Source organism: Pseudomonas vlassakiae, from assembly GCF_014269035.2.
In the GTDB taxonomy this organism is placed as follows: Bacteria; Pseudomonadota; Gammaproteobacteria; order Pseudomonadales; family Pseudomonadaceae; genus Aquipseudomonas; species Aquipseudomonas vlassakiae.
In genome coordinates, this window is record NZ_JABWRP020000001.1 from 383,567 (window position 1) to 407,086 (window position 23,520).

Below are 23,520 nucleotides of genomic sequence, written 5' to 3' on the forward strand. Positions count from 1 at the left end.
CCTGAGGCTGTTTCTAGTGCTGGACGCTTCCGATGAAGCCGATAGCCAGAGAGAAACGCACTGCGCAGCGGTAGTTCAGTCGGTTAGAATACCGGCCTGTCACGCCGGGGGTCGCGGGTTCGAGTCCCGTCCGCTGCGCCATTTTTCAGTAACAGATGGGTGCCTGTCACCGGTCTGGAGTCGAAGGCGAAATGCCTGAGGCTGATCCCAGTTTCAATCAGGCGCAAGCCTGAACGATACGCAGCGGTAGTTCAGTCGGTTAGAATACCGGCCTGTCACGCCGGGGGTCGCGGGTTCGAGTCCCGTCCGCTGCGCCATCTTCGTTTCGAGGTCCCTAGAACACCTTGAAGCAAACACAAATGAAGCGATCATCTGTCGCTTTTTTTGTGCCTGCCCTGAGGCCATCGCGCCGGAAGGGTAGACCCAGGTTTCAATCGGGCGCAAGCCTGAATGATACGCAGCGGTAGTTCAGTCGGTTAGAATACCGGCCTGTCACGCCGGGGGTCGCGGGTTCGAGTCCCGTCCGCTGCGCCATATTCGCCTCAAGGCCCCTTGAACGCCTTGAAGCCACAAGAAAGCGACCTTAGGGTCGCTTTTTTCGTTTTAACGCCCTTACGGCGAGTAGATTTACACGAACCTGACACACTCTTCACCGATCAACGGTTCCTGTGCTTGCCTGCAGTGATGCACAATAGGCCTCTTTTGACTTACCCGGAATTCGCAATGACCAGATCCTCCGTCTTTGGTGCGCTCGGGCTGGCCCTGGTGCTGGCGGGCGTGACCGGTTGCTCTTCGAAAAAAGCCGCCATCTACGAGCACGAGAACTTCGACGACTCGGGGACTTACTCGCGCAGCTTTCCGGTGACCGATGCCGGTTCCTGCGAAGCCGCTCGCCGTGCGTTGCTCAGCCAGGGGTACATCATCACCAGCAGTGGTGCCAACCAGGTGATGGGCAACAAGAGCTTCCAGCAGAACAGCGAAAACCACCTGCAGATCAGCTTCAACGTGACCTGCGCGCCAGACGTCAACGACGACAAGCGTTCGACCATGTTCGCCAACGCCTTGCAGGACCGTTACAGCCTGAAGAAGTCCAACAGCTCTGCCAGCCTGGGTGTCGGCGTGCTCGGTTCGGTATCCATGCCGATCGGCTCCAGCGATGACTCGATGGTCAAGGTCGCCAGCGAGACGGTGACGGCTGCGCAGTTCTATGACCGCTACTTCGCCCTGGTCGAAAGTTTCCTGCCGAAACCGAAGAAGGTCGCCAAGGCCAAGGTCGAAGCGCCTGCGCCAAAGCCTGAGAAGCCGGCGCCAGACCTGGGTTTGCCGGAGCAGGCCTCGGCAGCCCCGGCCGTTGCAGCGCCGGCGCCTGCGCCATTGGTTGAAGCCGCTCCCGCACCTGCGGCGGCTGTACCTGCCAGTGAAGCCGCGGCCAAACCCGTGGTCGATGATAGCCAGGGCTCGCAACCGGTGGCACCGCCAGCAGAGGCCGCACCGATCCAGGTGCAGCAGGATACGCAGCCTGCGCAGGAGGCACCGGCGTCGCTTTAATTCGCTGTTACAGATGCTCGGCGATAACTTCCTGAACACCTGCTATGTTTTCCACTCATAAGCTTGTCATCATTCCTTCACCCGGCCCGTTTAGGTTGAAGGCATGACCAACGAAGACAGATGAGAAGAGGACGCAGGACGATGGATGACTATCAGGAAGAGCTGCTCGAGTTTCAGGCTTACGAACTGGATCCGCCAGAACCGGCAGACGACGCCACGGAGCTTTAACCTGCCCGCCGCTGGCTGCGGCGAAACTCCCCCGGCGTAAGGCCCGTCCAGCGCTTGAATGCGCGTTGGAAGGCCTCTGCCGATGCAAACCCCAACAAATAAGCGATCTCGCCAAAGGCCAACTCCGTATCGCGGATGTAGGCTTCGGCAAGGTCGCGTCGCGTGTCGTTGAGTAGATCACGAAAGCGCGTGCCTTCTTCCGCCAGCTTGCGCCGCAGCGTCCAGGTGGGCAGTTGCAAGCGCAGCGCCACTTCTTCGAGGTCAGGTTCACGGCCGCCATTGAGCAGCGGGCCGAGGAGATGGGTAATGCGCTCGCCCAGGCTGCGCACGCGGGTGCGCTGGAGCATTTCTACCTCACACAATTGCAGCAGGTGGCTGAAGGTGCTCGGGCAATGCTGTGGGTTGGCCTGGTCGAGCGTGCGGCGGCCCAGCCGCAGACGATTGGCGCTGGCGCCGAACTGCAAGGGTGTGCTGCACAGTGGCTGGTATTGCGCAGCGTAGCCAGGCGCGTCGAATTCCACTTCCAGGCGCTCGGCCTGCACGGGGACGTCGCTCAGGGCGGCAAGCTGCGCCAGCCAGCCGCCCAGCAGTGAGTCGACCACAAAGCGGTTGTAGTCGTTGTAGGGGCTGATCGAGTAGAACGTCAGCCACGCGCCGTGCGCGTCTTCGTGATAGCTGCAATGGCCGCGGTAATTGGCCGCGTACAGTGGCTCGAAGCGCAGCAGTGTACGTGCCGCCTCGCCCAGCGTAGGGGCCTGGGCTGCGGTGACACCGGCCAGCCCGGCCTGGGCCAGGCGGCTCAGCCGGCCCATGCGCAGGCCCAGCGCCGGGTCGCCGCTTAGCGCGATGGCCGCATGCCCCAGGTGCATATAGCGAGGAATCGACAGCCGAGCCCCGGCTTCGGCCAGGCGTTCGGCATCGAGCCCGTATTGCTGCAGCAGCGGTGTCGGATCATGGCCTTGCTCGCGCAGGGCCTGGGCCAGGGGCTGGATGAAACCGACCGAAAGGTCGCCCAGGCGCACGCGGGGGCGGCTCATGTGCCTACAGCCACAGGTTCAGCAGGCGTGCGCCGCGGCTGGGAGGCCCTGCCAGCAATTCACCTGCTTGGTGGGCGAAGCCTTGGCCGTCGCTGCCCTGTTCCCAGAATTGCCCACGCATGAACACGCTCATGCTGCTGACGCTGTCACCTGCGGCCTGGGTCAGGCGTTGCCAGGCGGCCTGTTCGCTGACCTCGCCGCGTTGCAGGGGCAGTTCGGCAGCTGCATCCTGATGGCGATTGCCGCGCCAGGGGGTATCCCAACTGTTTTTGCCGCTGAGAAAGACCGGGTTGGCGATCAGTTGGGCCTGTTGCTGCTGCAACTGGCGCTGGTTTTCCGGGTACCAGCTGTCGCTGCCGATCAGCACGCCAAGGCGCCCGGCGGGGGTCTGCAACACCTGCAGCGGGAAATGTCGGCCGTGATGGATGTAGCGCCGTGTCTCGCTGTCGGGGTATTGCTGGTGTTGCGGTTGGCCCAGCGGCAAGCCGTCCGCGGCGAACACCAGGCTGCTGTTGAACAGCGGCCCTTGCCCAATGTGCAGCACACCTCGTTCGACATAGGGGGCGGGCAGCACGATCGAGCCTGCCACCAGGGTCACACCGAATTCCTTGGCCAGGCCGCCGAACAGCTGCTGGTAGTCGCTGGCCATCTGGCGGGCCTTCATGCGCAGGTGGGCATCGGCGCGCCGGTCATCGCCATTGGCGCTCAGCATGGCCAGGCCATAGCGCAGCGGGTTGCTCAGCTCCAGCCATTGCTCGGCGTCGCGATTGCGGGTGACCTGGAACAGCTCGTTCTTCTCGCCCCGTGCCCACAGCCAGGTGCCGATGTGTTCCGGCAGCACCACGACCGTGCGGGGGCCAACCAGGCCTTGGGCGCGCGCTTGTTCCAGGTAGGCGGAAAGCTTGCGGTGCAGCCGTTGCAGGTTCTGGTAGTCACTCGGGAACAGCAGCGGCTCGATGCCAAGCAGGTTGCCATGCTCGCCAGGCACGCCATGGTTGAGCGCCAGTTCGATGCGCAGGTCGGACAGGTAGTGACCTTCCGGGCGCTGCTGGGTCCAGAAACCATAGCCACAGAGTGCGGCGGCCATCACCAGCGCCAGGGTGCTTGCCAGGAGTTTTCGCATCAAACTTCAGCTTTTACCTAAAAATGAGCTTGCCGTGCGCAGATCCAGGACCGGGTGCACCCTGGATTCATCAGCTTTGCCTCGTCGTTGTACTGCGTTTTTGCACAATCGTGTCGCGGATCATACCAAAGCTGCCGGGCACTAGGCGCATTCTCTGCGGCTCGACAGTCACGGGCGGCACATCAGGCGCTGGCGCTCGTAGTTGACCGCCTTGTCCCGTTCCGGCAGATCGTAGCTGGCTGTGCACTGGTGCTCGCCCCACTTGATGCTCAGGCTACCCTGGTCCTGCTCCAGCAGCACCAAGGCTTTGCCGCTCGGGTCGGAAATTGCCAGCTGGCGGCCTTCGGCGGTCTCCACCGATGCACCGAACGGTATCAACTGGCCGCGCTCGTCAAACAGCTCGAACTGCACGCGACGCCCGCTCTTGCCGGTGTAGCGGGCAAGCACCACGGCGCCGCGGCGCGGCACCAGCTGCTGGGTGGCGTTGTCGATCTCGATGTCGCCGCCCAGGTCGCGCGTATCCAGGCTGATCCAGTTGACCCGATAGGGCTGGGCGCTGGGGATCACCGCATAGCCGTTGCGCCCGGTTTCCACGCCGCTGTAGTTGCTGATCTTTGCCCCTTGCACACCCGGTACTTCGGCCAGGGCGAAGGTTTCGCCGAGTGTCTGGCCAAGGTTGATGCCGCCTGGGTGGGCCACCACGGCGCCTGCGACGTTGAGGTTCTGCGAATCGTAGCCGCGCCCCTGGCTATAACCCAGGCTGACGTCGGCGACCGAGGTGCGGGTGTTCAGGTTGGCCGAGGCCGAGCTGCCGCTGCTTCGGCTGTGACCGCCCTGGATCGAGTAGAAGGTGTCGCTGGTCTCCGACAGGTAGCCGTTGATGCCGGCCTGGGTGGTGTCGTTGCCCTTTTGCGTACTGGCGGTGATGAACGCCCGCGGTGCGCGGGCGCGGCTGCCGAGCGGGAACGATAACGACAGGTTTAGCTGGGTATCCTGCCCCGAAGGGCCTGAGGTTCCCAGTTCCTTGGTCCGGCTGATGTCAAGGTTGTAGGAAATATCGCCCCAGTTGTTGCTGTAGCCGGCCGACAGGCTCTGCGAACCGCCGCGGTTCCAGTAGCGTTGGTCGCTGGCCGTCAGATACAGGCTACCGAGTGCACGGTCGCGGCCCAGGCTCTGGTTGATGGTCAGGTCGGTGCGGGTCTTGGAGTTGCCGCTGCGTTTGAGCGCGTCGCTGCTCATGTCCTCGATATGCTGGGTGAGGGTGCGAAAGCCCTCGGTGGAGTAGCGGTAGGCGGCCAGGGTGAAGTTGGTGTCGGTGCCGGTAAAGGTCTTGGCGTAGAGTGCCCGCAAGCTGTTGCCCTGGGTGGTCCGGCCCTGGGCCTTGCTCGAGGAATGGGTGACATCGAGCGAAAAGGCGCCGACCAGGGTATTCAGGCCGCTGCCGACGGCCAGCGCCTTGTAGTCGTCGGTGGCTTGCAGGCCCATGACGCCGGTCACGGTGTTGGTCAGGCCGTAGGCCAGCGTCGAGCTGAGCATCTGTGGCGTGGCCAGGCCTTCGCTGTTGCTGTTGTAGCGCCCTGCGGACAGGCTGTACTTGACCTGGCCGCCACGGACCATCAGCGGCAGGCTGGAAAACGCCTGCACGCTGACCCGCCGACGACCGTCGGCCTCGATGATGGTGATTTCCAGGTCGCCGTTGGAGCCGCTGGGGTAGATGTCGCTGATCTCGAACGGGCCGGGCGGTACGTTGGCGGTGTACAGCAGGTAGCTGTTCTGGCGGATCTCGACCCTGGCGCTGGTCTGCGCCACGCCTCGCACCACCGGTGCGTAGCCACGCTCGCTGTCGGCGCGCATGCCTTCGTCCGAAGCCAGCTTCAGGCCCCGGTAGCGCACGCTGTCGAACAGGTCGCTGTCGCTGAAGATGTCGCCGGCGCTGAACTGGCCCTTGAGCGCAGTCACGTCGTGCTGCAGGTAGCTGCGGTTGCTCTTGAAGCTGTCCGGGCGCCCGGTGCCGCTGCTGAAGTTCGACTCGTTGCGCAAGCGCCAGCTGCCCAGGTTGAGACCGTTGCGCAGGCTCAGGTTGTTGTTGATGCGTGTATCGGCATCACTGGCGCTACGGCTGGTGTTGAATTGATAGTTGACGAACGCGGCAGGCACCCCCGCGTCCCACAGTTGCGGGTCGACATAGCCGCGCAGCCCACGCTTCATGGCGACTTGCGGGATGCTGGCGGACAGGCGCAGATGCCCAGAGTCGTAGCTCAGGCTGGCCTGGTCGATCAGCGAGGGCAGGTCGTGACAGGCCTGTTCGGTCTCCAGGCGCCCCTGTGCCCTGAGCTTGTCCATGTCGATGCCCAACTGCTCGAGCAGGTCCAGGGTCATGCAGGGCTCCACGCGCCCGGTGTGGGGGTTGCGCTTGAAATCGATGTCGCGCCGGCCCACCAGTACCTCGTTGCTGTAGAGGTCTACCCGATAGTTGCCCGGCAGCACGCTGCTGGCCGACAGCAGTAACTGCAGGTCGACCGCCGATTGCGCACCTTGCAGGAAGGTGGTGTTGAAGCCCAGCAGCTGGGGATCGTCCTGCGCCGTCGCGAGGCCGGGCAGCGCGCTGCACAGCAGCAATGACAGGGCGTTGAGCTGCCAGGCTGGACGAGGCGTGCCGCCATTGAGCGTGCGCGCGCCTGCCTCGGCACCGTCTACGGAGCGGGGGGCGATGGACAGAGACATACGAGGAACCTATTTCATGTCCCGGCACGGGCTGGGCACGGGGAGGCCGCACACGACCGGGGCGCGCGAGGTGGGCGTTATGCGTTCACAGGCTGATGGCGGGTTCGGCAGGCTTGGCGCTACCTGGCTGGGCACGGTTCAACAGCACGGAATAGCCATGCTGGGCGCCATAGTCGTTGATGCTCTTGAAGGTGAGCGTCAGCGGGCCGTCAGCCTGGGAAAAGGCCGAGCTGAAGGTCTTTCGTTCACCGGGGGCGATCATGCTCGAGTCGGCGCTGAACACGCTCTGTTTACCGCGTTTGACTTCGATGTCGGCCATCGACACGTGATACAGGCCGGGGTTGTTCACGGTCAGCTGTGCCTTGCCGGCGTGCTGGGTCACTTGCCAGACCAATTGCTCCGGTGCCAACAGGGGATTGCCGGGCAAGTTGGCCGGGCGGAAGAAAATCTTGATGCGTTGGCGCACCGCCAACTGCAAGGTATTGGCCTGGGTACTGGCTTGCGGGATTTCCTGGACATTCAGCCAGACCACCGACTCGCGGTCGGAGGGCAAGCCCTGGCCCTCATAGAGAATGCGCAGCAGTTGTTCCTGCTTGGGCATTACCCTGGCCAAGGGGGGAGTAATGGCAAACGGCGCCTGCGCGCTGTCGCCGGCATCCACCCAGGACTGCACCAGGACTTCCTGGTTGCCATTGCGCACCGTGACATTGGCTTCCTTGTGAGCACCGTCGAACACGACGCGCGTGGCACTCAGGGAGATGCTGGCGGTTGCCTGGGCAGCGACGAGCATGCCCAGCAACCCGAAAACGGGATACAGAGAACGACGCAACATGGTGGGGGTACCTTCTGGGCAAAGAAGTGGCGAGGCTGTGCAGCCTCGCGCAGGGAGCAGCGGCGAATCGATTACTCGTACTGCAGGATGAACGGCAGGGTGGCGTCACCACGACCGGCGGTGGCAGTGCCGGCGGCGCCGGTGGTCACGTAGGCTGCGGAGAAGCTCAGGGTGGCGTCGCCGCCTGCGGCACCGGTGCCGTGCACGTCGCTCTGGATCTTGGCAGTGGCCGCCGAGCTCAGGTCGATGAGGTTGCCGTTCGGGTCAAGCAGGGCGATGCCGACGTTGGCAGCGGTGCCGGTACCCTTGGTCAGGGCCAGGACCTTCTTGCCGGTGACCAGGCCCGACCCGCCGCTGTTGGCGTCGAAGACCATCGCCACCTTGGTGCCGACGTTGCAGTTGACGTTGAGGTTGAAGTCCTTGCCGGTCACGCGGCCTGCGCCCGGGTTTTCGGCGGTGCCCATGTCCTTGATCGAGACGGTGCCCATGTCCACGGCGATTACCCGGTCGGCATTGGCGCCGTCGACCGAACAGGCGTCATTGTTGATCACGCCGGTGAAGGAGATCTTGCCGCTGCCCCCTTTGACGGGCCCGGTAGGATCGGCGGCCAGTGCGCCGGCTGATGCAGTAATCAGCGAAAGGGTGAGTGCGGCCAGGGAGAATTTATTCATATTGATGTCCACGTGAAAGTGAGTAAGTGCTGCAACTAAATGCACGCTCACAATAAGTCCGGTGGTTTCCCTGGCCCATCAGACGAATCTTAATACCTGGCCTATCACGTTTAGTTAATTGAAGATATGGCTCGCCAGGCAATAGGCCAATAATTCCTGATCGCTGTTTACTTCAAGTTTGCGCATGGCGGAAACTTTCTGTGCACTGATGGTTTTGGTACTTCTGTGTTGGCTGCGGGCAATCTCACTGACACTGAGGCCGGCCACGAACAGGCGCAGTATTTCGAACTCCTTGGGCGACAGGTTTTCCACCCGTTGGTCAATGGCGGTATTACAGGCCACCACCGAATGCCTTGCCGGTTCCGGTGCCCGATAGGTACGGTTGCGAGCCACCGCGTTGAGGGCCTTCTCGATTTCACCGTGCAGTTGGCTCTTCTGGATGACACCGTCCACGCCCAGCTCCTGCAACCGCGTGAATATCAGTGGGTTGGAAATCATGGTCAGCACGAGAATGCGAATAGCGGGATAGTGGCGCTTGAGATACTCGATCAGTTTCAGGCCGTCACCGTAGGGTGAGTCTGCCGGCATGTTGTAGTCGGAGATGACCATGTCGACCGGTTGGTGTTCGAGCAGTTCGATCAGCCCTTGTGAGCAGACGGCTTCGCCGACCACGCAAAAGCGCGGGTCGCGTTCGACCAGTTCGCGGACGCCGAGCAGTACGATGGGGTGATCGTCGGCGATGATGACCTTGAGTTTTTCCATAAATGACGACCCGTTAACCGGTGCGGATGGGAGGGTTGTTTCCATGCTGATATCAGCGCTGAAGTTGCCGTTATGCAAGGCTGTCGAGCAGGGCTGACAGCCTGTCCAGCACTTCCCGTATCTTGTCGACCAAGGTGGCGTCGAGCGGCGATCGGGCCAGCGCGTCCTCAAGCGCGCAGCACCGCTCGGACAGGGCTCTGGCCTGCACTGCGCCCAGCGCGCCGGCAACGCTGTGCAAGCGTTCACCCAGGCGCCGATGGTCGCGTTGTTCGAGGGCCAGGCGCAACTGCTGCATGTCCTCGTGCACGCTGCTGATGAACAGCGCGCGCATGCTGGCGGGCACTTGCACGCTGTCCTCGGTGGCAGGCCATGGCGAGGTGCGGTGGGTGTCCGTTGCTGGCGCCTGGCCGGGCCCCTCGGCCAGTACCGGCCGGCACAGGCGCAGCAGATGGCTGCGCAAGGCCTGCAGGCTCAACGGTTTGACCATCCAGGCGTTCATGCCCACCTCGAGGCAGCGCTGGCCCTCTTCGCGCAGTGCATTGGCGGTGACACCGATGATCGGCAGCCGGGCGTCGTGCTGGCGCAGGGTTCGGGCCAGTTCGTAGCCATTCATCAGTGGCATGTTCACGTCCGTCAGGACCAGGTCGAACAGGCCTGGCTGCCAGCGTTGCAGGGCCTGTTCGCCGTTGGCCGCGGCGACCGTGGTGCAGCCCAGCGCCTCGAGTTGTTCCTGAAGGATCGCCTGGTTGATCGGATTGTCCTCGGCCACCAGCACATGCAGGCGCAGGGCGGCACGTTGTGGCTGCGCGCAAGAGTGACTATCGGGCACGCCGCCCTGGCGCACCAGGGCGATGACCTGGGCGATGGCGCGCAGGTCATGCAGGTCTACCCGCCAGCAGCCATCGATGAATGCGCCGGGCGCCGGGCCGTCGCTGCAGGCGCAGATCCGCTGGCCATGCCAGGTACCAGCGTCCGGGCAGTCGAGCAGGTCTACCAGCAGGGCCTGGGGGTTGTCCTGTTCCAGGGGGGGAACCGTCAGCGTCGCGGCGATGCCCAGGCGCTGCAGCCAGTCGACACCGTGCTGGGCAAGTTCCGGTATCGGGGCACGCACGTACACCGGCGTCGGGTCGGGCACGACGCTCGGGCCGTCGCCGAGCCCACCCTCGGCCAGCGGCAGGCTGACGGTCAGCGAGAAGCTGCTGCCAAGGCCCGGCTCACTGACCACCTTGATCCGGCCACCCATCATTTCAGCCAGCCAGCCGCAGATCGGCAGGCCCAGGCCTGCGCCGCTCTCGCTGGAGGCGTCGGCGACCTGGTAGAACAATTCGAACAGCCTGGCCTGCTGCGCCTGGGAGATGCCGATGCCGGTATCGGCAACCTGGAACTGCAGGTTGACCTGGTTGGCATCGATCGTCAGCACGCGGGTACGCAGCACTACCCGGCCGGTATCGGTGAACTTGATGGCGTTGCTCAGCAGGTTGTTGAGGATCTGGCGGATGCGGATCGGGTCGCCCACCACCTCGGCCGGCAGGCGGGCGTCGTGGCAGGCATACAGCAACAGGCCCTTGCGCTCGGCGAAGGCGCGATAGGTGCGCACGGTGTCTTCGAGCAGGTCCAGCGGGCAGAACGTTACCGGTTCGAGCGCCATCTGCCCGGACTCGATCTTGGTCACGTCGAGCACATCGCTGATCAGCTGGAACAGGGTTGCCGAGGAGCGCTGGATGGTGTGCAGGTAGCCTTGCTGACGGGCATCCAGCTGCGTCAGGCCGAGCAGCTCGAGGGTGCCCAGCACGCCGTACAGCGGGGTGCGGATCTCATGGCTCATGGTCGCCAGGAACAGGGTCTTGGCGGTGTTGGCGGCATCGGCGGCGCGACGCGCCTCGTCCAGCGCCTGGGCGTCCTCGACGTGGCGGGTAACATCGTTGAATGCATAAAGGCGCACGTCTTCGCCGTGGTAGCGGGTCGACACGAAACCCACCTGCAGGTGGCGGCCGGCGACCTGCAGGTAATGTTCGCCGCTGTTGGCGTCGCCCACAGCCGAGGCGAGGGTGCCGACCAGTTCGCGCGTACCCTGCCATTGCTGTGCCCGCTGGTTCTCCAGCAGCACTGCTTGGTCGCCGCTACGCACCACGCACAGGCCGGTCGGGGCGGTGTCGATGACCACCCGGCTGAAGGCTTCGCTTTCGGCGATGGTTTCGTGGGCGGCGCGTGCCGGCAGGATGACCTGGCGCTGATACCAGCGGATGACCACCCGGCCCAGCCCGATGAGCACGAGGAAGGTGACGGCAATGCTGGTCAGCGACCAGAACGCGTAGCGGAAGAAGTGCCGGTAGGTCACGGTGTAGACCGCGCTCCAGCCGCCGTTGGCCTGTTCGTGGAGGCGGAACACGAGGCCCTCGGGTTTGATGTTGAGGCCCTCGTGCAGGCCCTCCAGGGTGGCAGGCGTGCCGATGAGCACTTCGCCGGACGGGGCGATGAGGTTGAAGTGGTCATACACCGTCCAGTCCATGATGCGTTCAAAATCGTCGATCTGCGCCAGGTCCACCAGCGACGCCAGTTGCGTGCGCTGGCTGTCGGCCTTGGCCGGGTGCAGGATGACATTGGCATAGGCCAGCACGCGCGGCGGGGAGGCCTGGTCCGGCTGTTCGACATAACTGCGCCAGATGATCTCGCCTCCCGGGCGCCAATCCTCGGCGCGTGGCTGACGCGCCATGACCTGGCGGATCACGTCGATGAAGGGTTCCTCGTCGGGCTTGCCGCGCCCGCGCCCTGCAGCGGGCACCGTGATGTCGTAACGGCCATCGGGCGAGAACAGGAACACCTGCGGCGAGCGGTAGGGTGAGGCTGACCAGAACATGCTGTAGAAACTGGCCAGGTTCGCTCCCTGGGTGTAGACCTGCGACACGTCGCGGTCAGCGAAATTGCGCCGGTCGAGCTTGAGGCTGAACGGCATGGAGAACGGGAAAACCTCGCCCTTGTAAATGTCCGGCCCTTCTTCGGCCAGTGGTATCAGCACCGGTTCCAGCGTACGAGGGAAGTCGAGCAACTGGCCCTGGGCACTGCGTTGTACGAGGGTATGAAGAAAGGTTTCCTGCTCCTGGACATTTTCCATCAGGCGGGCGAAATGGATGCTGACGGTATCGCTGTGTTCATCGACCAGGCGCGCGATCGACCACAAGCTGAAGCCTGTCAGCAGCAGTGCCAGGCCCAGCAGCACGGTCATGCCTTTGTTCAGGCGCAGAGAGCTGCGGGCCAGGTTTTCCAGCAGGGCGTTGTAGTGTTTCATGCAAGGGTCCGCAAGGCCGAGGGGGCATCGATAGCCAATGTAGATTACCTTGGATGCCCGGCCGGCGCCGTGAGTTACAGCGAGTCAGTAGGCCGAGGGCGGGCCGTCGCTGTGCAGCAGGCGCTGGAACTGTTCCGCCGACACGGCATGGGAAATCAGAAAGCCCTGTACCTGGTTGCAATCGACCTTGCGCAGCAGTTCGAGCTCCTCCGGTGTCTCGACCCCTTCGGCCACCACGGTGAGGCCCAGTTTGCGGCCCAGGGCGACGATGCTGGCCAGGGCCGAGGCCAGGCTCTCGCTTTCATCGCATCGCTGCACCAGCGCCCGGTCGATCTTGAGCTCGGTGAAGGGTGTCGAGACCAGGCTCATGTAAGAGCTGTAGCCTTTGCCGAAGTCGTCTTGGGACAGGCCGAAACCTTTCATGCGCAGCCGGCAGGCGCCCGCGTAGAAGTTGCTCAGCTGTTCGGGAATGGAGCATTCCATCAACTCGAAGCAGAGCTTGCCGGGCACCCCCTGGTGATGCAGGACGAATTCCAGCAGGCGGTCGGCCAGGTCATGGCTGTTCAGCAGGTGGGTCGGCAGGTTGATCGAGACCGGGATGTCATAGCCCCGTTCCCGCCAGCGCGCCTGGGCATCCATGGCTTGCTTGAGCATCACCCACAGCAGCCGTTCCTCCAGGCCGAAAGCATTGAGTGCCGGCAGGAAGGTGCCTGGCAGCAGCACGCCTTGCTCCGGATGCATCCAGCGTACCAGCGCCTCGGCTGCGACGATGCGGCCGTTGTGCAAGGACTTCTTGGGTTGAAACCAGGCCTGGAACGCCCGGTTGTTCAGTGCATCGACCAAGGTCTGGCGATCGAACTCGGGCGTGGCCGCCTGGGCCGGCGCCTGATGATGCAACTGCAACTGGTCGATCAGGCTGCGCAGCGCACTGGGCTCGACAGGCTTGGAGATCAGCCCGAGCACGTGCACGCCAAGGTTCTTGGCAACCAGGCTGGCCGCCATCAGCATGCGCCGCGAGGCCGCGCTCATGATCGCCAGGCCTGGCTTGTGGCGCAGCCCGGCGAGGTGCTGGATGAACTGCACACCGTCCATGCCGGGCATCAGCAGGTCGGTCAGGACCAGGTCGAAGTCACGCTGGCGCAGGCGCTCCAGGGCTTCCTGACCATCCCGGGCCGCTTCCAGGTTGAAGCTGCCGAGTTCGCTGAACAGGTGTTGCAGGTACATATGCTGGAACGGGTGGTCTTCGACGATCAGGATGTTAAAGGGCTTCAAGACGGCTACCTCGATACGGGGCCAGGCAGTTGAACAGGGCTTGCAGGTTGAAGGGTTTGATCAGGCAGCGATCCATGCCGGCGGCCAGGCACAGTTCTTCCTCGCCGCGCAGGGCATTGGCGGTGGCGCCAACGATGGGGCGGGTACTGCCCAGCCGGCGCAGGGCCCGGGCCAGTTCGTAACCGTTCATGCAGGGCATGTTGACGTCGGTCAGCAGCAGGTCGAATGCCTCGTGCTGCCAGGCTTGCAGGGCCTGCTCGCCGTCGTTGGTCAAAACCACGCTGCAGCCGAGTTCTTCGAGCTGGTCACGCAGGATCAGCTGGTTGATGACGTTGTCCTCGGCCACCAGCACGTGCAGCCCCAGTGGTTCGGTCAAGGGGGCCGGCACGGTCTGGTCCCTGCGCCGACGCAGGCCCTGAGCCTGGCCGACGGCCTGGTGCAGGGCAGCCAGGTCGTTGAGGTTGACCTGCCAGTGGCCAGCCTCGTGCCGCGCCTCCCAGCAGTCCTGGGCGCATGCCAGGATACGCGGGCCTGGCCATTCGGCGACCAGCCAGCGCTCGACACTGCCGGGGTGCAGTTCGACCAGCAGTTCGCCAGCCAGGGCGCTGCCCGGTGGCGGCACGCCGACCTGGGCGCGTGCGCCCCAGCGGCACAGCCAGCCACTGATGGCTTCGGCCAGTTCGTGTACCGGCGATACCACGTGAATGCGCTCGGCCAGCAGGTTGAACGGGGCGCTGGCGCGGCCTGACGCCTCTTCCAGCGGCAGGCTCAAGCTGAAGCTGCTGCCCAGGCCGAGCTCGCTGACCAGGCGCAGATGGCCGTTCATCAGTTGCGTCAGGCGCTGGCAGATCGGCAGCCCGAGCCCGGTGCCGGGGATGGTCTGGGTATGACCTTCGGTCTGGTAGAAGGCGTCGAAGATGAACGGCTGGTCCTGCTCGGCGATACCCTTGCCAGTGTCCGAGACCTGCCACAGCAGGCAGGACCTTTCGCCGTCGCGGTTGAGCAGCCTGGCTCGCAGCACCACACGGCCGCAGTCGGTGAACTTGACCGCATTGCTCAGAAGATTGTTGAGGATCTGGCGGATCCGGTTGACGTCGCCGATCAGGTGTTGCGGCAGGCCCGGGTCCAGGCAGCTGTAGAGTTGCAGGCCTTTGCTCGTGGCGGCCGCGCTGTAGCTCTGGATCACTTCGCGGACCAGGTCCGGGGCACTGAACTCGCTGAGCTCGAGGGCCAGTTGGCCGGCCTCGATCTTGGACACGTCAAGCACGTCGCAGATCAACTGCAGCAAGGTCGAGGACGAACCTTCGATCGCCCTCAGGTAATCGCGTTGCTGGGCGTCGAGGGCGGTACGCGAGAGCAGCTCCAGCGTGCCCAGCACGCCATACAGCGGCGTGCGGATTTCGTGACTCATGGTTGCCAGGAACTGCGTCTTCGCTTCGTTGGCGGTGTCGGCCGCGCGCCGGGCGTCCTCCAGCGCCGCCTCGATCTGCTTGCGTGCGCTGATGTCGCTGAACGCACAAAGCAGCACCGGTTCGCCCTTGTAGCGGCTTGGTGAGCTGCTCAGGTACAGGTGGCGTCCATCGGCGCTCTCGAAATAGTCGCTGCGCTGGCCATCGGGCTGCCCGAAGGCTTGCTCGATCCACTGTGCGCTGCGCACCCTGCGTGTCGGGTCCTGGCCCAGCCACTGCTGGGCCAGGTGGTTCTCCAGCACTACCTGGCCATCACTGCGGCGCAGCACGCACAGGGCGACGGGCGCGGTTTCAATCACGTCACGGCTGAACATCTCGCTTTCCACCAGTGCGCGGATGCGCTCGATGGTGGGGGTGAAGAAGCGCCGGTCGAAACGCTGGATCAACACCCGTATCAAGGTGATGCTGAGCACGCAGAACAACACGCCCCCCAGCAGTTGCTGCCACAGGCTGGCAAGGATGGCGGACAGGTCGATCGCATAGACCAGTTGCCAGTCCGAGGACATCAACGGCTTGCTGATGACCAGGTACTCAGGCAGCAACCCCTGCCCAGCGAAGCCGAAGAATTCCTTGCCAACGGGGTGGCGCAGCGAGCGGCTCAGCGTCGGCTCCGGGCTGTTGGTGAACACCAGCATGCCGTCGGCGTTGAACATCATGAACTCCCCCGCGCTGGCATCCTTGAGCACCGGCGCCACTGCCTGGCTGTCGATTTCCAGGCCCAGCCAGCCAGAATCCGGGTCGCGCTCGTCCAGCCGCTGGAAGATGAACAGGCGTGAGCGGTGCAGCTCGTGGTCGGCCAGCCACAACTCCTGGGGAACAGTGGAACGTTGCTCAGCGGCACGCAGCTGCTCGAGCAGGGCAGGTGAAGGTAATGCAGCCTGGGCGTCAGCGTTGTACAGCCAGCGCATCGGGGCCTGAGCCGCAGTGTCGGCATACAGCAGATTGACCTGTCGGGCCTTGAGGTAGGCGCACATGCGCTGGGTCAGCCACAGGCTCCAGCGTTTGTGCGGCTGGCTGCCCAGTTGCAGGTGCACTTCCTCGCCCGGTGCCAGCGGCAACCAGGTGGCGCCCGCAGCCGCGTGGCGCACGGTCGCCAGGCTCAGGCTCTCCAGTAGAGCCTCCCGGTTGGTGAAAAAGGTGTGGGCCTCGGCAATCGCGCTGCTCATGGCGCCGTGGCGCCGGGCGATGTCGGTATTGAAGGTGAAGGACAGGAAATTGTAGGCCGCGGCGAGAATGCCGGCCGACAGCACGATCGCCAGCAGCCGAAGCAGCCGGCGCGCTGCCTCGGGGTCGGAGAGGAGGGGATTGATCTGTTGCAGATAGGCTTTGAGTCGCATGCGGCGAATGTAGGCTGGCTGCTGGCAACTGGACATCAGACGATCCTTAAAGGCCGTCTGGCCTTGGGCTTACTTGTAATACAGGTCCACCAGCGCCATGGCTTCGAAAGGACCGGGGATGGGCGCCGAACGCCAGATCAAGTCGGCGCGGAATGCGCTGTGGGTCCCGTTCGGTGTGGTCAGTTCGGCCAGCTTGAACCAGCTGTTGAAGGGTACCGGTTGGTTGCTGTCCTGCTGGGTCAGGGCGATGCCGACCGAGGTGTTGTTGCTGGGCACCAGCAACTTGTCGATGACACTCGCGCTGCCGGCGACCGGGGTGAAGCGAGCATTGACGGTGTAGGGCGTATCACAGGAGCGGAACAGGTCAAGGCTGAAATCGGCGGAGCTGGCGACCTGGCCGACCTGTGCCGAGCTGGCCAGGGCGCGGCGGAAATTGACCACCGAAGGGAGGATGGTCAGCTCAGGAGAGCAGGGCACGAAGCGGATGTTGTTCATACCGGTGACCACATAATTGAGGTTGCTGTCGGGCTTTGGGTTGAGGCCGCCCCGACCGTCCAGCTGGAATACCCGGTATTCGCCGAGCGCGCTGGCTTGTCCATCGGTTGGCGTTGCGCCGTACTTTTCGATGAACACGGTGAAGTTCAGGGTGAAACGGGCCTTGTCCCAGCCCGCACAGTTCGCCCAGTTGCAACCATGAAGCGAGTTGTAGCCCGTGGTGACGGCGCCCGAACTCTGGGTAATGGTCTGCGAGCCGTAGCGAATCCCGACCCGTATGCCTTTGCCGATATTGGCCTTGGCCGGGTTCACGTAGAAATAGACGTCTTCCCGGATACCGGTTTCGTAGTCGTCGGCGCAGACGACTGGAAGCGCGTGTGGCGCCGACTCCCAGATGATCGTGCCGTCGGGCGCGTCGGCCGGTACCGCCAGTGCGGTGCCCAGTGCCTCCTTGAATACCGACGCCTTGGACGGGTCCAGCTTGCAGGACAGGGCGTAACTGGTGGCGGGGCAGCTGGCGATGATCAATAACAGGCCCAGCAGGTGTTTGCGGATCAGGGTCATGGGGTAGCTATCCTGTAGCGGTGTGTTCACGGCAGGGCGATGCGGTGGGGCTTCTGCAGGCCGATATCGGTGAGTTCGCTGAACGTCAGGTGGCGCTGCGCGGGCAAGGGTGAAGGTGCTTCGAGGGTGAGCGATTGTCCCGGGTGCAGGAGGAGATAGCCCGTTAGCTGTTGCGTCTGCCCAGGGGTGTCGAGCCGCAGGTCCACCAGCGAGACATGGAAGGCACTCGGGTTACGCACTTCGATCCGGCCAGGCTGGGGCGTGCGCCATTGCAGCCCATCGGCTGCCGCACTGGCCGAGCCAGGCAGGCCGGGTGGCCGGTAGAACAGCTTCAGGCGCTGGCGGATGGCGAACTGCAGGGTGTCGGCCTGTTCGGGTTTGCGCGGGATCTCCAGAATGTTCAACCAGAACAGTGATTCCCTGTCCTCGGGCAGGCCTTGGCCGGCGTACAGCACACGCAGCATCTGCTGGCCGTTGGGGGGTATCAAGGCTAATGGCTGGACCACCGCGAAGGGTGTATCGCGGCCCTCGTCGGGGCTGCTGACCCAGCTTTGCACGACCGTGTCGAGGTCACTGCGATTGACCAGGTTGATGCTCGCCTCCTTGGCCGAGCCCTGGTAGATCAGGCGTGTGCCTTCGATCTTGAGCTGGGCCCAGGCGGTGGAGGCCAGGCTCAGCAAGACGAATGCCGCAAGGGCGGGGCGCAACAGGGTATGAAGCAGGCGCGACATGGTCGAGAGAGGGCTCCGGTGCGGCTGGCTGGGACAGTCTGGCCATCCTAGACAACTGGCCCGGCGCCGGCTTTGAGACGTTTCTTAAAGTCCCGCGTGGTTTAATTTTCCTGCTTTGTGAACTGCTTCACGCGCGCAGCCGGGCCGGCCACTGCTCATCCGATAGGCTCAACGGTGGGTATCGGGGAGTGGAAATCATGAGCGGCAAGCGATTGGCAGTCAGTGTTGCAGTTTGCCTGGCGCTGGTTGGCCAGGCCCAGGCAGGCGGCGCCGTGGCCTCGGGTATGTTGCGCTTCAGCGGCAGCATCGTCGAACCGTCCTGCACGACCACCGTGGCCGGTGCCGGTTGGCGCATGGATAACTGTCCTGCGCTGGCGCGGGACAGCGTCGTTGGCATCCAGCGGGTGGATGAGCAGGCGCCGCCGGCGCAGGCGCTACGCATCGATCGCGGGCACGGCGTGGACCAGCGTTACAGGCTGGTCGATGAGCACGGCGAGCCGCTCACCCGTGGCCATTATGTGGTGGTCGTGACCTCCCCTTGAAGGCACCGGGCAGGCGGTTCCAGGCACAGACGGTGAAGTGCTGTGCACCAGGATCATCATCTTGTCAGTTTCGATCATTGAGCCCGTTCAAACGGCTGTTTAATGTCGCAGGCAGACAAACGACGGGACCCGCCGGCCGGTGAGGTACCCGCATCCGTGATCACGCCACCTGGGGACATTCCATGGCCGCCGACCGCTACCCGCATTTGCTGGCCCCGCTCGATCTGGGCTTCACCACCTTGCGCAACCGCACCCTGATGGGTTCGATGCACACCGGCCTCGAAGAGCGCCCGGGCGGTTTCGAACGCATGGCGGCGTATTTTGCCGAGCGCGCCCGGGGTGGCGTTGGCCTGATGGTCACTGGCGGCATCGCGCCGAACGATGAAGGCGGTGTGTATTCCGGCGCGGCCAAGCTCAGCACCGAGGAAGAAGCCGACAAACATCGCATCGTCACCCAGGCCGTGCATGCAGCCGGCGGCAAGATCTGCCTGCAGATCCTGCATGCCGGCCGCTACGCCTACAGCCCGCGCCAGGTGGCGCCCAGCGCGATCCAGGCACCGATCAACCCATTCAAGCCCAAGGAGCTGGATGAAGCGGGCATCGAGAAGCAGATCGCCGACTTCGTCAATTGTGCCGTGCTGGCCCAGCGTGCCGGCTACGATGGCGTCGAGATCATGGGGTCCGAAGGCTACTTCATCAACCAGTTCCTCGCCGCCCACACCAACCATCGCACCGACCGCTGGGGTGGCAGCTACGAGAACCGCATGCGCCTGGCGGTGCAGATCGTCACCCGTGTGCGCGAGGCCGTAGGGCCGAACTTCATCATCATCTTCCGCCTGTCGATGCTCGATCTGGTCGAGGGCGGCAGCACCTGGGACGAGATCGAGCTGCTGGCCAAGGCCATCGAGCAGGCCGGCGCGACGCTGATCAACACCGGTATCGGCTGGCACGAGGCGCGCATCCCGACCATTGCCACCAAGGTGCCGCGTGCGGCGTTCAGCAAGGTCACCGCCAAGCTGCGCGGCGCCGTGAACATTCCGCTGATCACCACCAACCGTATCAATACCCCGGAAGTGGCAGAAACCGTGCTGGCCGAGGGCGATGCCGACATGGTTTCCATGGCCCGGCCGTTCCTCGCCGACGCCGACTTCGTCAACAAGGCGGCCGCAGGGCGTGCCGACGAGATCAACACCTGCATCGGTTGCAACCAGGCCTGCCTGGACCACACCTTCGGTGGCAAGTTGACCAGTTGCCTGGTCAACCCGCGCGCCTGCCACGAAACCGAGCTCAACTATCTGCCGGTGCGTGCCGTGAAGCGCATCGCCGTGGTCGGCGCAGGCCCTGCCGGCCTGGCAGCGGCCACCGTCGCGGCCGAGCGTGGCCATGAAGTGACGCTGTTCGATGCCGCCAGCGAGATTGGCGGGCAGTTCAACGTGGCCAAGCGGGTACCGGGCAAGGAGGAATTCCACGAGACCTTGCGTTACTTCCGCAACAAGGTGAAAAGCACCGGCGTCGATCTGCGCCTGAATACCCGGGTCGATGTGCAGGCGCTGGTGGCGGGTGGCTACGACGACATCATCCTGGCTACCGGTATCGCGCCGCGTACTCCGGCCATCCCGGGTGTCGAGCATGCCAAGGTGCTCAGCTACCTGGACGTGCTGCTCGAGCGCAAGGCGGTGGGCAAGTCGGTCGCGGTGATTGGTGCGGGCGGCATCGGTTTCGACGTTTCCGAGTACCTGGTGCATCAGGGCGTGGCCAGCAGCCAGGACCGCGACGCGTTCTGGAAAGAGTGGGGGATCGATACCCACCTGGAAGCACGCGGTGGCGTTGCCGGGATCACGGCCGAGCCGCATGCGCCGGCGCGCCAGGTGTACCTGTTGCAGCGCAAGAAGACCAAGGTCGGCGACGGGCTGGGCAAGACCACGGGCTGGATTCACCGTACCGGGCTGAAGAACAAGCAGGTGCAGATGCTCAATGGCGTCGAGTACCTGCAGATCGACGATGCTGGCCTGCACATTCGCGTTGGTGAAGGCGAACCGCAGGTGTTGGCGGTGGACAACGTGGTGATCTGCGCCGGGCAGGAGCCGTTGCGCGAGCTGCATGAAGGGCTGGTTGCGGCGGGGCAATCGGTGCACCTGATCGGCGGTGCCGACGTGGCGGCCGAGCTGGACGCCAAGCGGGCGATCAACCAAGGCTCGCGACTCGCTGCCGAACTGTGAGATCGCCGGGGCCGCTTTGCGGCCCTTTCGCGACACAAGGCCGCTCCCACAGGAGTACCGCGGCCCTTGAGGTTTTTTGCAGGACCTATGGGAGCGGCCTTGTGTCGCGAAAGGGGCGCAACGCGCCCCCAGGGGTTTCACTGATAAACTCCGCTCTATGTACCTTCATCTACCTCAACCGCCGTTGCAACATCTGGCTCTCCCTTGGCTGACAAAAGCCAAGGTTGAAGCCGCGATCCTGCGCCTGGACCTGATCGACCCCCTGATCAGCGGCAACAAATGGTTCAAGCTCCGCCACCACTTGCAGCATGCCCATGGCGCAGGCGCCCCCGGCCTGATAAGCCTCGGCGGCAACCACTCCAACCACCTGCACGCCCTGGCTGCCGCGGGCAAACGCTTTGGCTTCGCCACCGCCGGCCTGCTGCGCGGCCAGCGGCAAGACACCCCGACGGTGCGCGACCTGCAAGCCCTGGGCATGCAATTGCACTGGCTGGGCTACGGCGGTTATCGGGCACGTCATGAGCCGGGCTTCTGGGCGCCTTGGCAGGCTCGATATCCAGGCTGGCATTGCATTCCCGAGGGAGGCGGCGGGGCGGCGGGTGCCGAAGGCTGTGCGCTGATCGTCGAGCAAGCCCGTTCGCAGCTGTCAGCGCTGGGGTGGTCTGGCTACGACGCCTGGTGGCTGGCAGCAGGTACCGGCACCACAGTGGCCGGCCTGGTCCGTGCCGAAGCAGGTGAACACCTTGTGCATGGCGCCTTGGCGGTGCCGCAGGGTCATGGCGTGGCGCAGACAGTCGCTGCACTGGCTGGCTCACAAGGCTACCAACTGCACGACGCCAGCCGCGGTGGCTTTGCCAGGTTCGATGATGAGCTGCTGGCCTTCATCGCTGAGGGTGAGCGGCACTCTGGCGTGCCGCTGGAAGCCGTGTATACCGGCAAGGCCTTGCTGGCCCTGCATGATCAGGTCGAGGCCGGGCTGTTCGCGCCCGGTACCCGCCTGATCTTCGTCCACACCGGTGGCCTGCAGGGCCGCCGCGGTTACTTGTAGGGCAGCATGCGCAGCAGCGTGTTGTCGCGTTGCACATAATGGTGGTACAGCCCGGCCAGTGCATGCAGGCCGATCAGCCAGTAACCCCAGCTAGCGACCCGCTCGTGCCAGCCCTTGATGAACTTGGCCTGGTCAGGGTCAGCGCCGATCAGGTGCGGCAGCTCGAGGCCGAAGAAGGGCACGGGTTTGTCGGCGGCACTGAGGATCAGCCAACCGGCCACGGGCAGGCCGATCATCAACAGGTACAGCGCCAGGTGCACCAGGTGGGCAATACCGGTCTGCCAGGCCGCTGGCTTGGGCACGATCGGCGGGGTCGGGCGGCTCAGGCGCACGGCCAGGCGCAGCCAGACCAGCACGAACACACTCAGGCCAAGCATGAAGTGCAGGTCTTTCATCAGGTTGCGTTCAGCGCTGTCCTTGGGGAACAGGCCGCGGAATTCGATACAGGCGTACACGGCGGCCAGCAGCAGCACCATCAGCCAGTGCAGGGCGATGGACAGGCGTGCGTAATGGGGCGCTGGGGTGGATGAAACCATGATCGGTCCTCGTCATCAGTGGGTAATGGCGCTCTTGGTGGCGCTCAGATAGCACTCTACTGGCTATTTGAAACAAATCTTTGCGCTGGATCTGTGAAAATTCTGTTGTCGGGTAAATGTGGCCAACAATCCGCCACCAGAAACACCCGCTCGACTTCCTGCCAGGCACCCTCGCCATCCGGCTCCAGCCTGACCAGCAACTGCGCCGGGGCATGCTCATCCAGCCCGGCCAGCCAAGTCTCGAACTGCGGCACGGTCCAGCATGCGTCGGGCTCTGCCCGCGCAGGTGCCAGCCAGGCAAGCCTCGGCAACGGTTGCCAGCGTTGGTCTGCTGTGGTTTCCCAGTGCTGTCGGCGCACCCAGCGCCCGCGCAAATGCTCGGCATTGGCACCCGCAGGCGGCTCGGCGTGCCCCGGCCAGGGATAGAACAGGTAGCCGCCCAGCCACAGGTGCGCCTGCACCTGGTCGGCCCCTGCGGCAGCCAGTGCTGCGCGACTCTGCGCATCCGCCGACATGGGCAGCTGGTGCCCGGCCAGGTGGGCCAGTTTGCTGCCGAGGCGATCGTGGCAGCCAGGCCCGAGCCAGTGCGCCGGATCGCCTCCGTTGCCTGCGGTCGGCCCCAGGTACAGTTTGATGGCCAACTCCAGGTGATGCGTGCCCTCGCCATCGCGCAGCAGAATGTCCAGCTCGCCCAGGGTCCGTCCCCCCGTGCGAATCGCCAGGTTGGCCGCCAGCAGCTCGACCCCGGGCGCTTGTTTCAGGGCGAACTGCCACAGACCTTCGTAGTACAGCCCCAGGCGCCGGCTGGTGATCCTTGCCAGCCAGTCGCGCAAGGGCAGGTCATCCGCATCCAGTGCGCGCAACCAGTCGTGCAGGTGCTGCGGATCGGCCGCCCACGCGCTACCCGCCAGCGGATGGCGCTGGGGGCAGGGCGGGGCGCTGAGTAGCGCGGGCGACAGCAGGGTCCACGCCAGGTCGCGCACGGCAGGTCGGCGCAAGCGACGGGGCAGCTCATGGAGCTCGGCGAAAGGCATCATGCTGCGAGCATAGCCGGTTTGCCGCTACCCGGTCGTTTCGCCCATAATCGCGACATCGT

17 protein-coding genes and 3 tRNA genes are annotated in these 23,520 nt (G+C 64.4%); 7 read left to right on the plus strand and 13 right to left on the minus strand.

Going from position 1 to position 23,520, the window contains the following annotated elements; genetic code table 11:
- The first annotated feature begins 64 nt into the window (after window positions 1–64).
- From HU738_RS01780 to HU738_RS01795, 4 genes are all read left to right on the plus strand, one after another.
- Window positions 65–141, plus strand: a tRNA-Asp gene (locus HU738_RS01780).
- Between the two features lie 99 nt (window positions 142–240).
- Window positions 241–317: transfer RNA gene (locus tag HU738_RS01785), tRNA-Asp, on the plus strand.
- A gap of 140 nt (window positions 318–457) precedes the next feature.
- Window positions 458–534 (plus strand) — tRNA-Asp (locus HU738_RS01790).
- Between the two features lie 189 nt (window positions 535–723).
- Window positions 724–1,548 carry a DUF2242 domain-containing protein gene (locus tag HU738_RS01795; RefSeq protein ID WP_054885757.1) on the plus strand — a complete coding sequence of 275 codons (825 nt, stop codon included), beginning with the start codon at window positions 724–726 and terminating at the stop codon, window positions 1,546–1,548.
- 224 nt (window positions 1,549–1,772) lie between these two features.
- Here HU738_RS01795 and HU738_RS01800 read toward each other — a convergent pair whose 3' ends face one another.
- From HU738_RS01800 to HU738_RS01850, 11 genes are all read right to left on the minus strand, one after another.
- Window positions 1,773–2,813 carry an AraC family transcriptional regulator gene (locus tag HU738_RS01800; protein WP_186603802.1) on the minus strand — a complete coding sequence of 347 codons (1,041 nt, stop codon included), beginning with the start codon at window positions 2,811–2,813 and terminating at the stop codon, window positions 1,773–1,775.
- 4 nt (window positions 2,814–2,817) lie between these two features.
- On the minus strand, window positions 2,818–3,936 hold the full coding sequence (locus tag HU738_RS01805; RefSeq protein ID WP_186603801.1) for a nitrilase-related carbon-nitrogen hydrolase: 1,119 nt from the start codon (window positions 3,934–3,936) through the stop codon (window positions 2,818–2,820).
- Between the two features lie 168 nt (window positions 3,937–4,104).
- Window positions 4,105–6,660, minus strand: coding sequence for a fimbria/pilus outer membrane usher protein (locus tag HU738_RS01810; protein ID WP_186603800.1), 2,556 nt, complete (start codon window positions 6,658–6,660; stop codon window positions 4,105–4,107).
- 85 nt (window positions 6,661–6,745) lie between these two features.
- The gene (locus HU738_RS01815) at window positions 6,746–7,492 is read right to left on the minus strand and encodes a fimbrial biogenesis chaperone (RefSeq protein WP_186603799.1); all 747 of its coding nucleotides are present in this window, start codon (window positions 7,490–7,492) and stop codon (window positions 6,746–6,748) included.
- Window positions 7,493–7,563: 71 nt separating this feature from the next.
- Complete coding sequence (locus HU738_RS01820; protein ID WP_186603798.1) at window positions 7,564–8,163, minus strand: fimbrial protein; 600 nt, start codon at window positions 8,161–8,163, stop codon at window positions 7,564–7,566.
- A gap of 114 nt (window positions 8,164–8,277) precedes the next feature.
- The gene (locus HU738_RS01825) at window positions 8,278–8,925 is read right to left on the minus strand and encodes a response regulator (protein ID WP_186603805.1); all 648 of its coding nucleotides are present in this window, start codon (window positions 8,923–8,925) and stop codon (window positions 8,278–8,280) included.
- A gap of 70 nt (window positions 8,926–8,995) precedes the next feature.
- Window positions 8,996–12,211 carry a hybrid sensor histidine kinase/response regulator gene (locus tag HU738_RS01830; protein WP_186603797.1) on the minus strand — a complete coding sequence of 1,072 codons (3,216 nt, stop codon included), beginning with the start codon at window positions 12,209–12,211 and terminating at the stop codon, window positions 8,996–8,998.
- Window positions 12,212–12,295: 84 nt separating this feature from the next.
- Window positions 12,296–13,483: a response regulator cyclic di-GMP phosphodiesterase PvrR gene (gene pvrR / locus HU738_RS01835; protein WP_186603796.1), complete on the minus strand. Its 1,188-nt coding sequence runs from the start codon at window positions 13,481–13,483 to the stop codon at window positions 12,296–12,298.
- Entirely contained in the window at window positions 13,470–16,289 is a 2,820-nt protein-coding gene (locus HU738_RS01840) for an ATP-binding protein (RefSeq protein ID WP_186603804.1), read from the minus strand. Before HU738_RS01840 ends, pvrR begins: the two co-directional genes overlap by 14 nt.
- A 69-nt stretch (window positions 16,290–16,358) precedes the next feature.
- Window positions 16,359–17,348 (minus strand): fimbrial protein, encoded by a 990-nt coding sequence (locus HU738_RS01845; RefSeq protein ID WP_186603795.1) that lies wholly within the window; start codon window positions 17,346–17,348, stop codon window positions 16,359–16,361.
- Window positions 17,349–17,374: 26 nt separating this feature from the next.
- The gene (locus HU738_RS01850; RefSeq protein ID WP_186603794.1) at window positions 17,375–18,079 is read right to left on the minus strand and encodes a fimbrial biogenesis chaperone; all 705 of its coding nucleotides are present in this window, start codon (window positions 18,077–18,079) and stop codon (window positions 17,375–17,377) included.
- A gap of 197 nt (window positions 18,080–18,276) precedes the next feature.
- Between HU738_RS01850 and HU738_RS01855 the strand changes: the two genes are divergently transcribed.
- The 3 genes from HU738_RS01855 (at window position 18,277) to HU738_RS01865 (ending at window position 21,888) form a co-directional block, all read left to right on the plus strand.
- A complete protein-coding gene (locus HU738_RS01855) occupies window positions 18,277–18,621 on the plus strand; it encodes a hypothetical protein (protein WP_186603793.1) in 345 nt (114 codons plus the stop codon).
- Between the two features lie 182 nt (window positions 18,622–18,803).
- Complete coding sequence (locus HU738_RS01860) at window positions 18,804–20,840, plus strand: NADPH-dependent 2,4-dienoyl-CoA reductase (RefSeq protein ID WP_186603792.1); 2,037 nt, start codon at window positions 18,804–18,806, stop codon at window positions 20,838–20,840.
- A gap of 157 nt (window positions 20,841–20,997) precedes the next feature.
- Window positions 20,998–21,888 carry a 1-aminocyclopropane-1-carboxylate deaminase/D-cysteine desulfhydrase gene (locus tag HU738_RS01865; protein ID WP_186603791.1) on the plus strand — a complete coding sequence of 297 codons (891 nt, stop codon included), beginning with the start codon at window positions 20,998–21,000 and terminating at the stop codon, window positions 21,886–21,888.
- Here the strand turns inward: HU738_RS01865 and cybB are convergent.
- Window positions 21,879–22,424 (minus strand): cytochrome b561, encoded by a 546-nt coding sequence (gene cybB, locus HU738_RS01870; RefSeq protein ID WP_186603790.1) that lies wholly within the window; start codon window positions 22,422–22,424, stop codon window positions 21,879–21,881. The genes HU738_RS01865 and cybB overlap by 10 nt on opposite strands.
- A 56-nt stretch (window positions 22,425–22,480) precedes the next feature.
- Entirely contained in the window at window positions 22,481–23,461 is a 981-nt protein-coding gene (locus HU738_RS01875) for a DUF1853 family protein (RefSeq protein WP_186603789.1), read from the minus strand.
- Window positions 23,462–23,520: the final 59 nt, after the last annotated feature.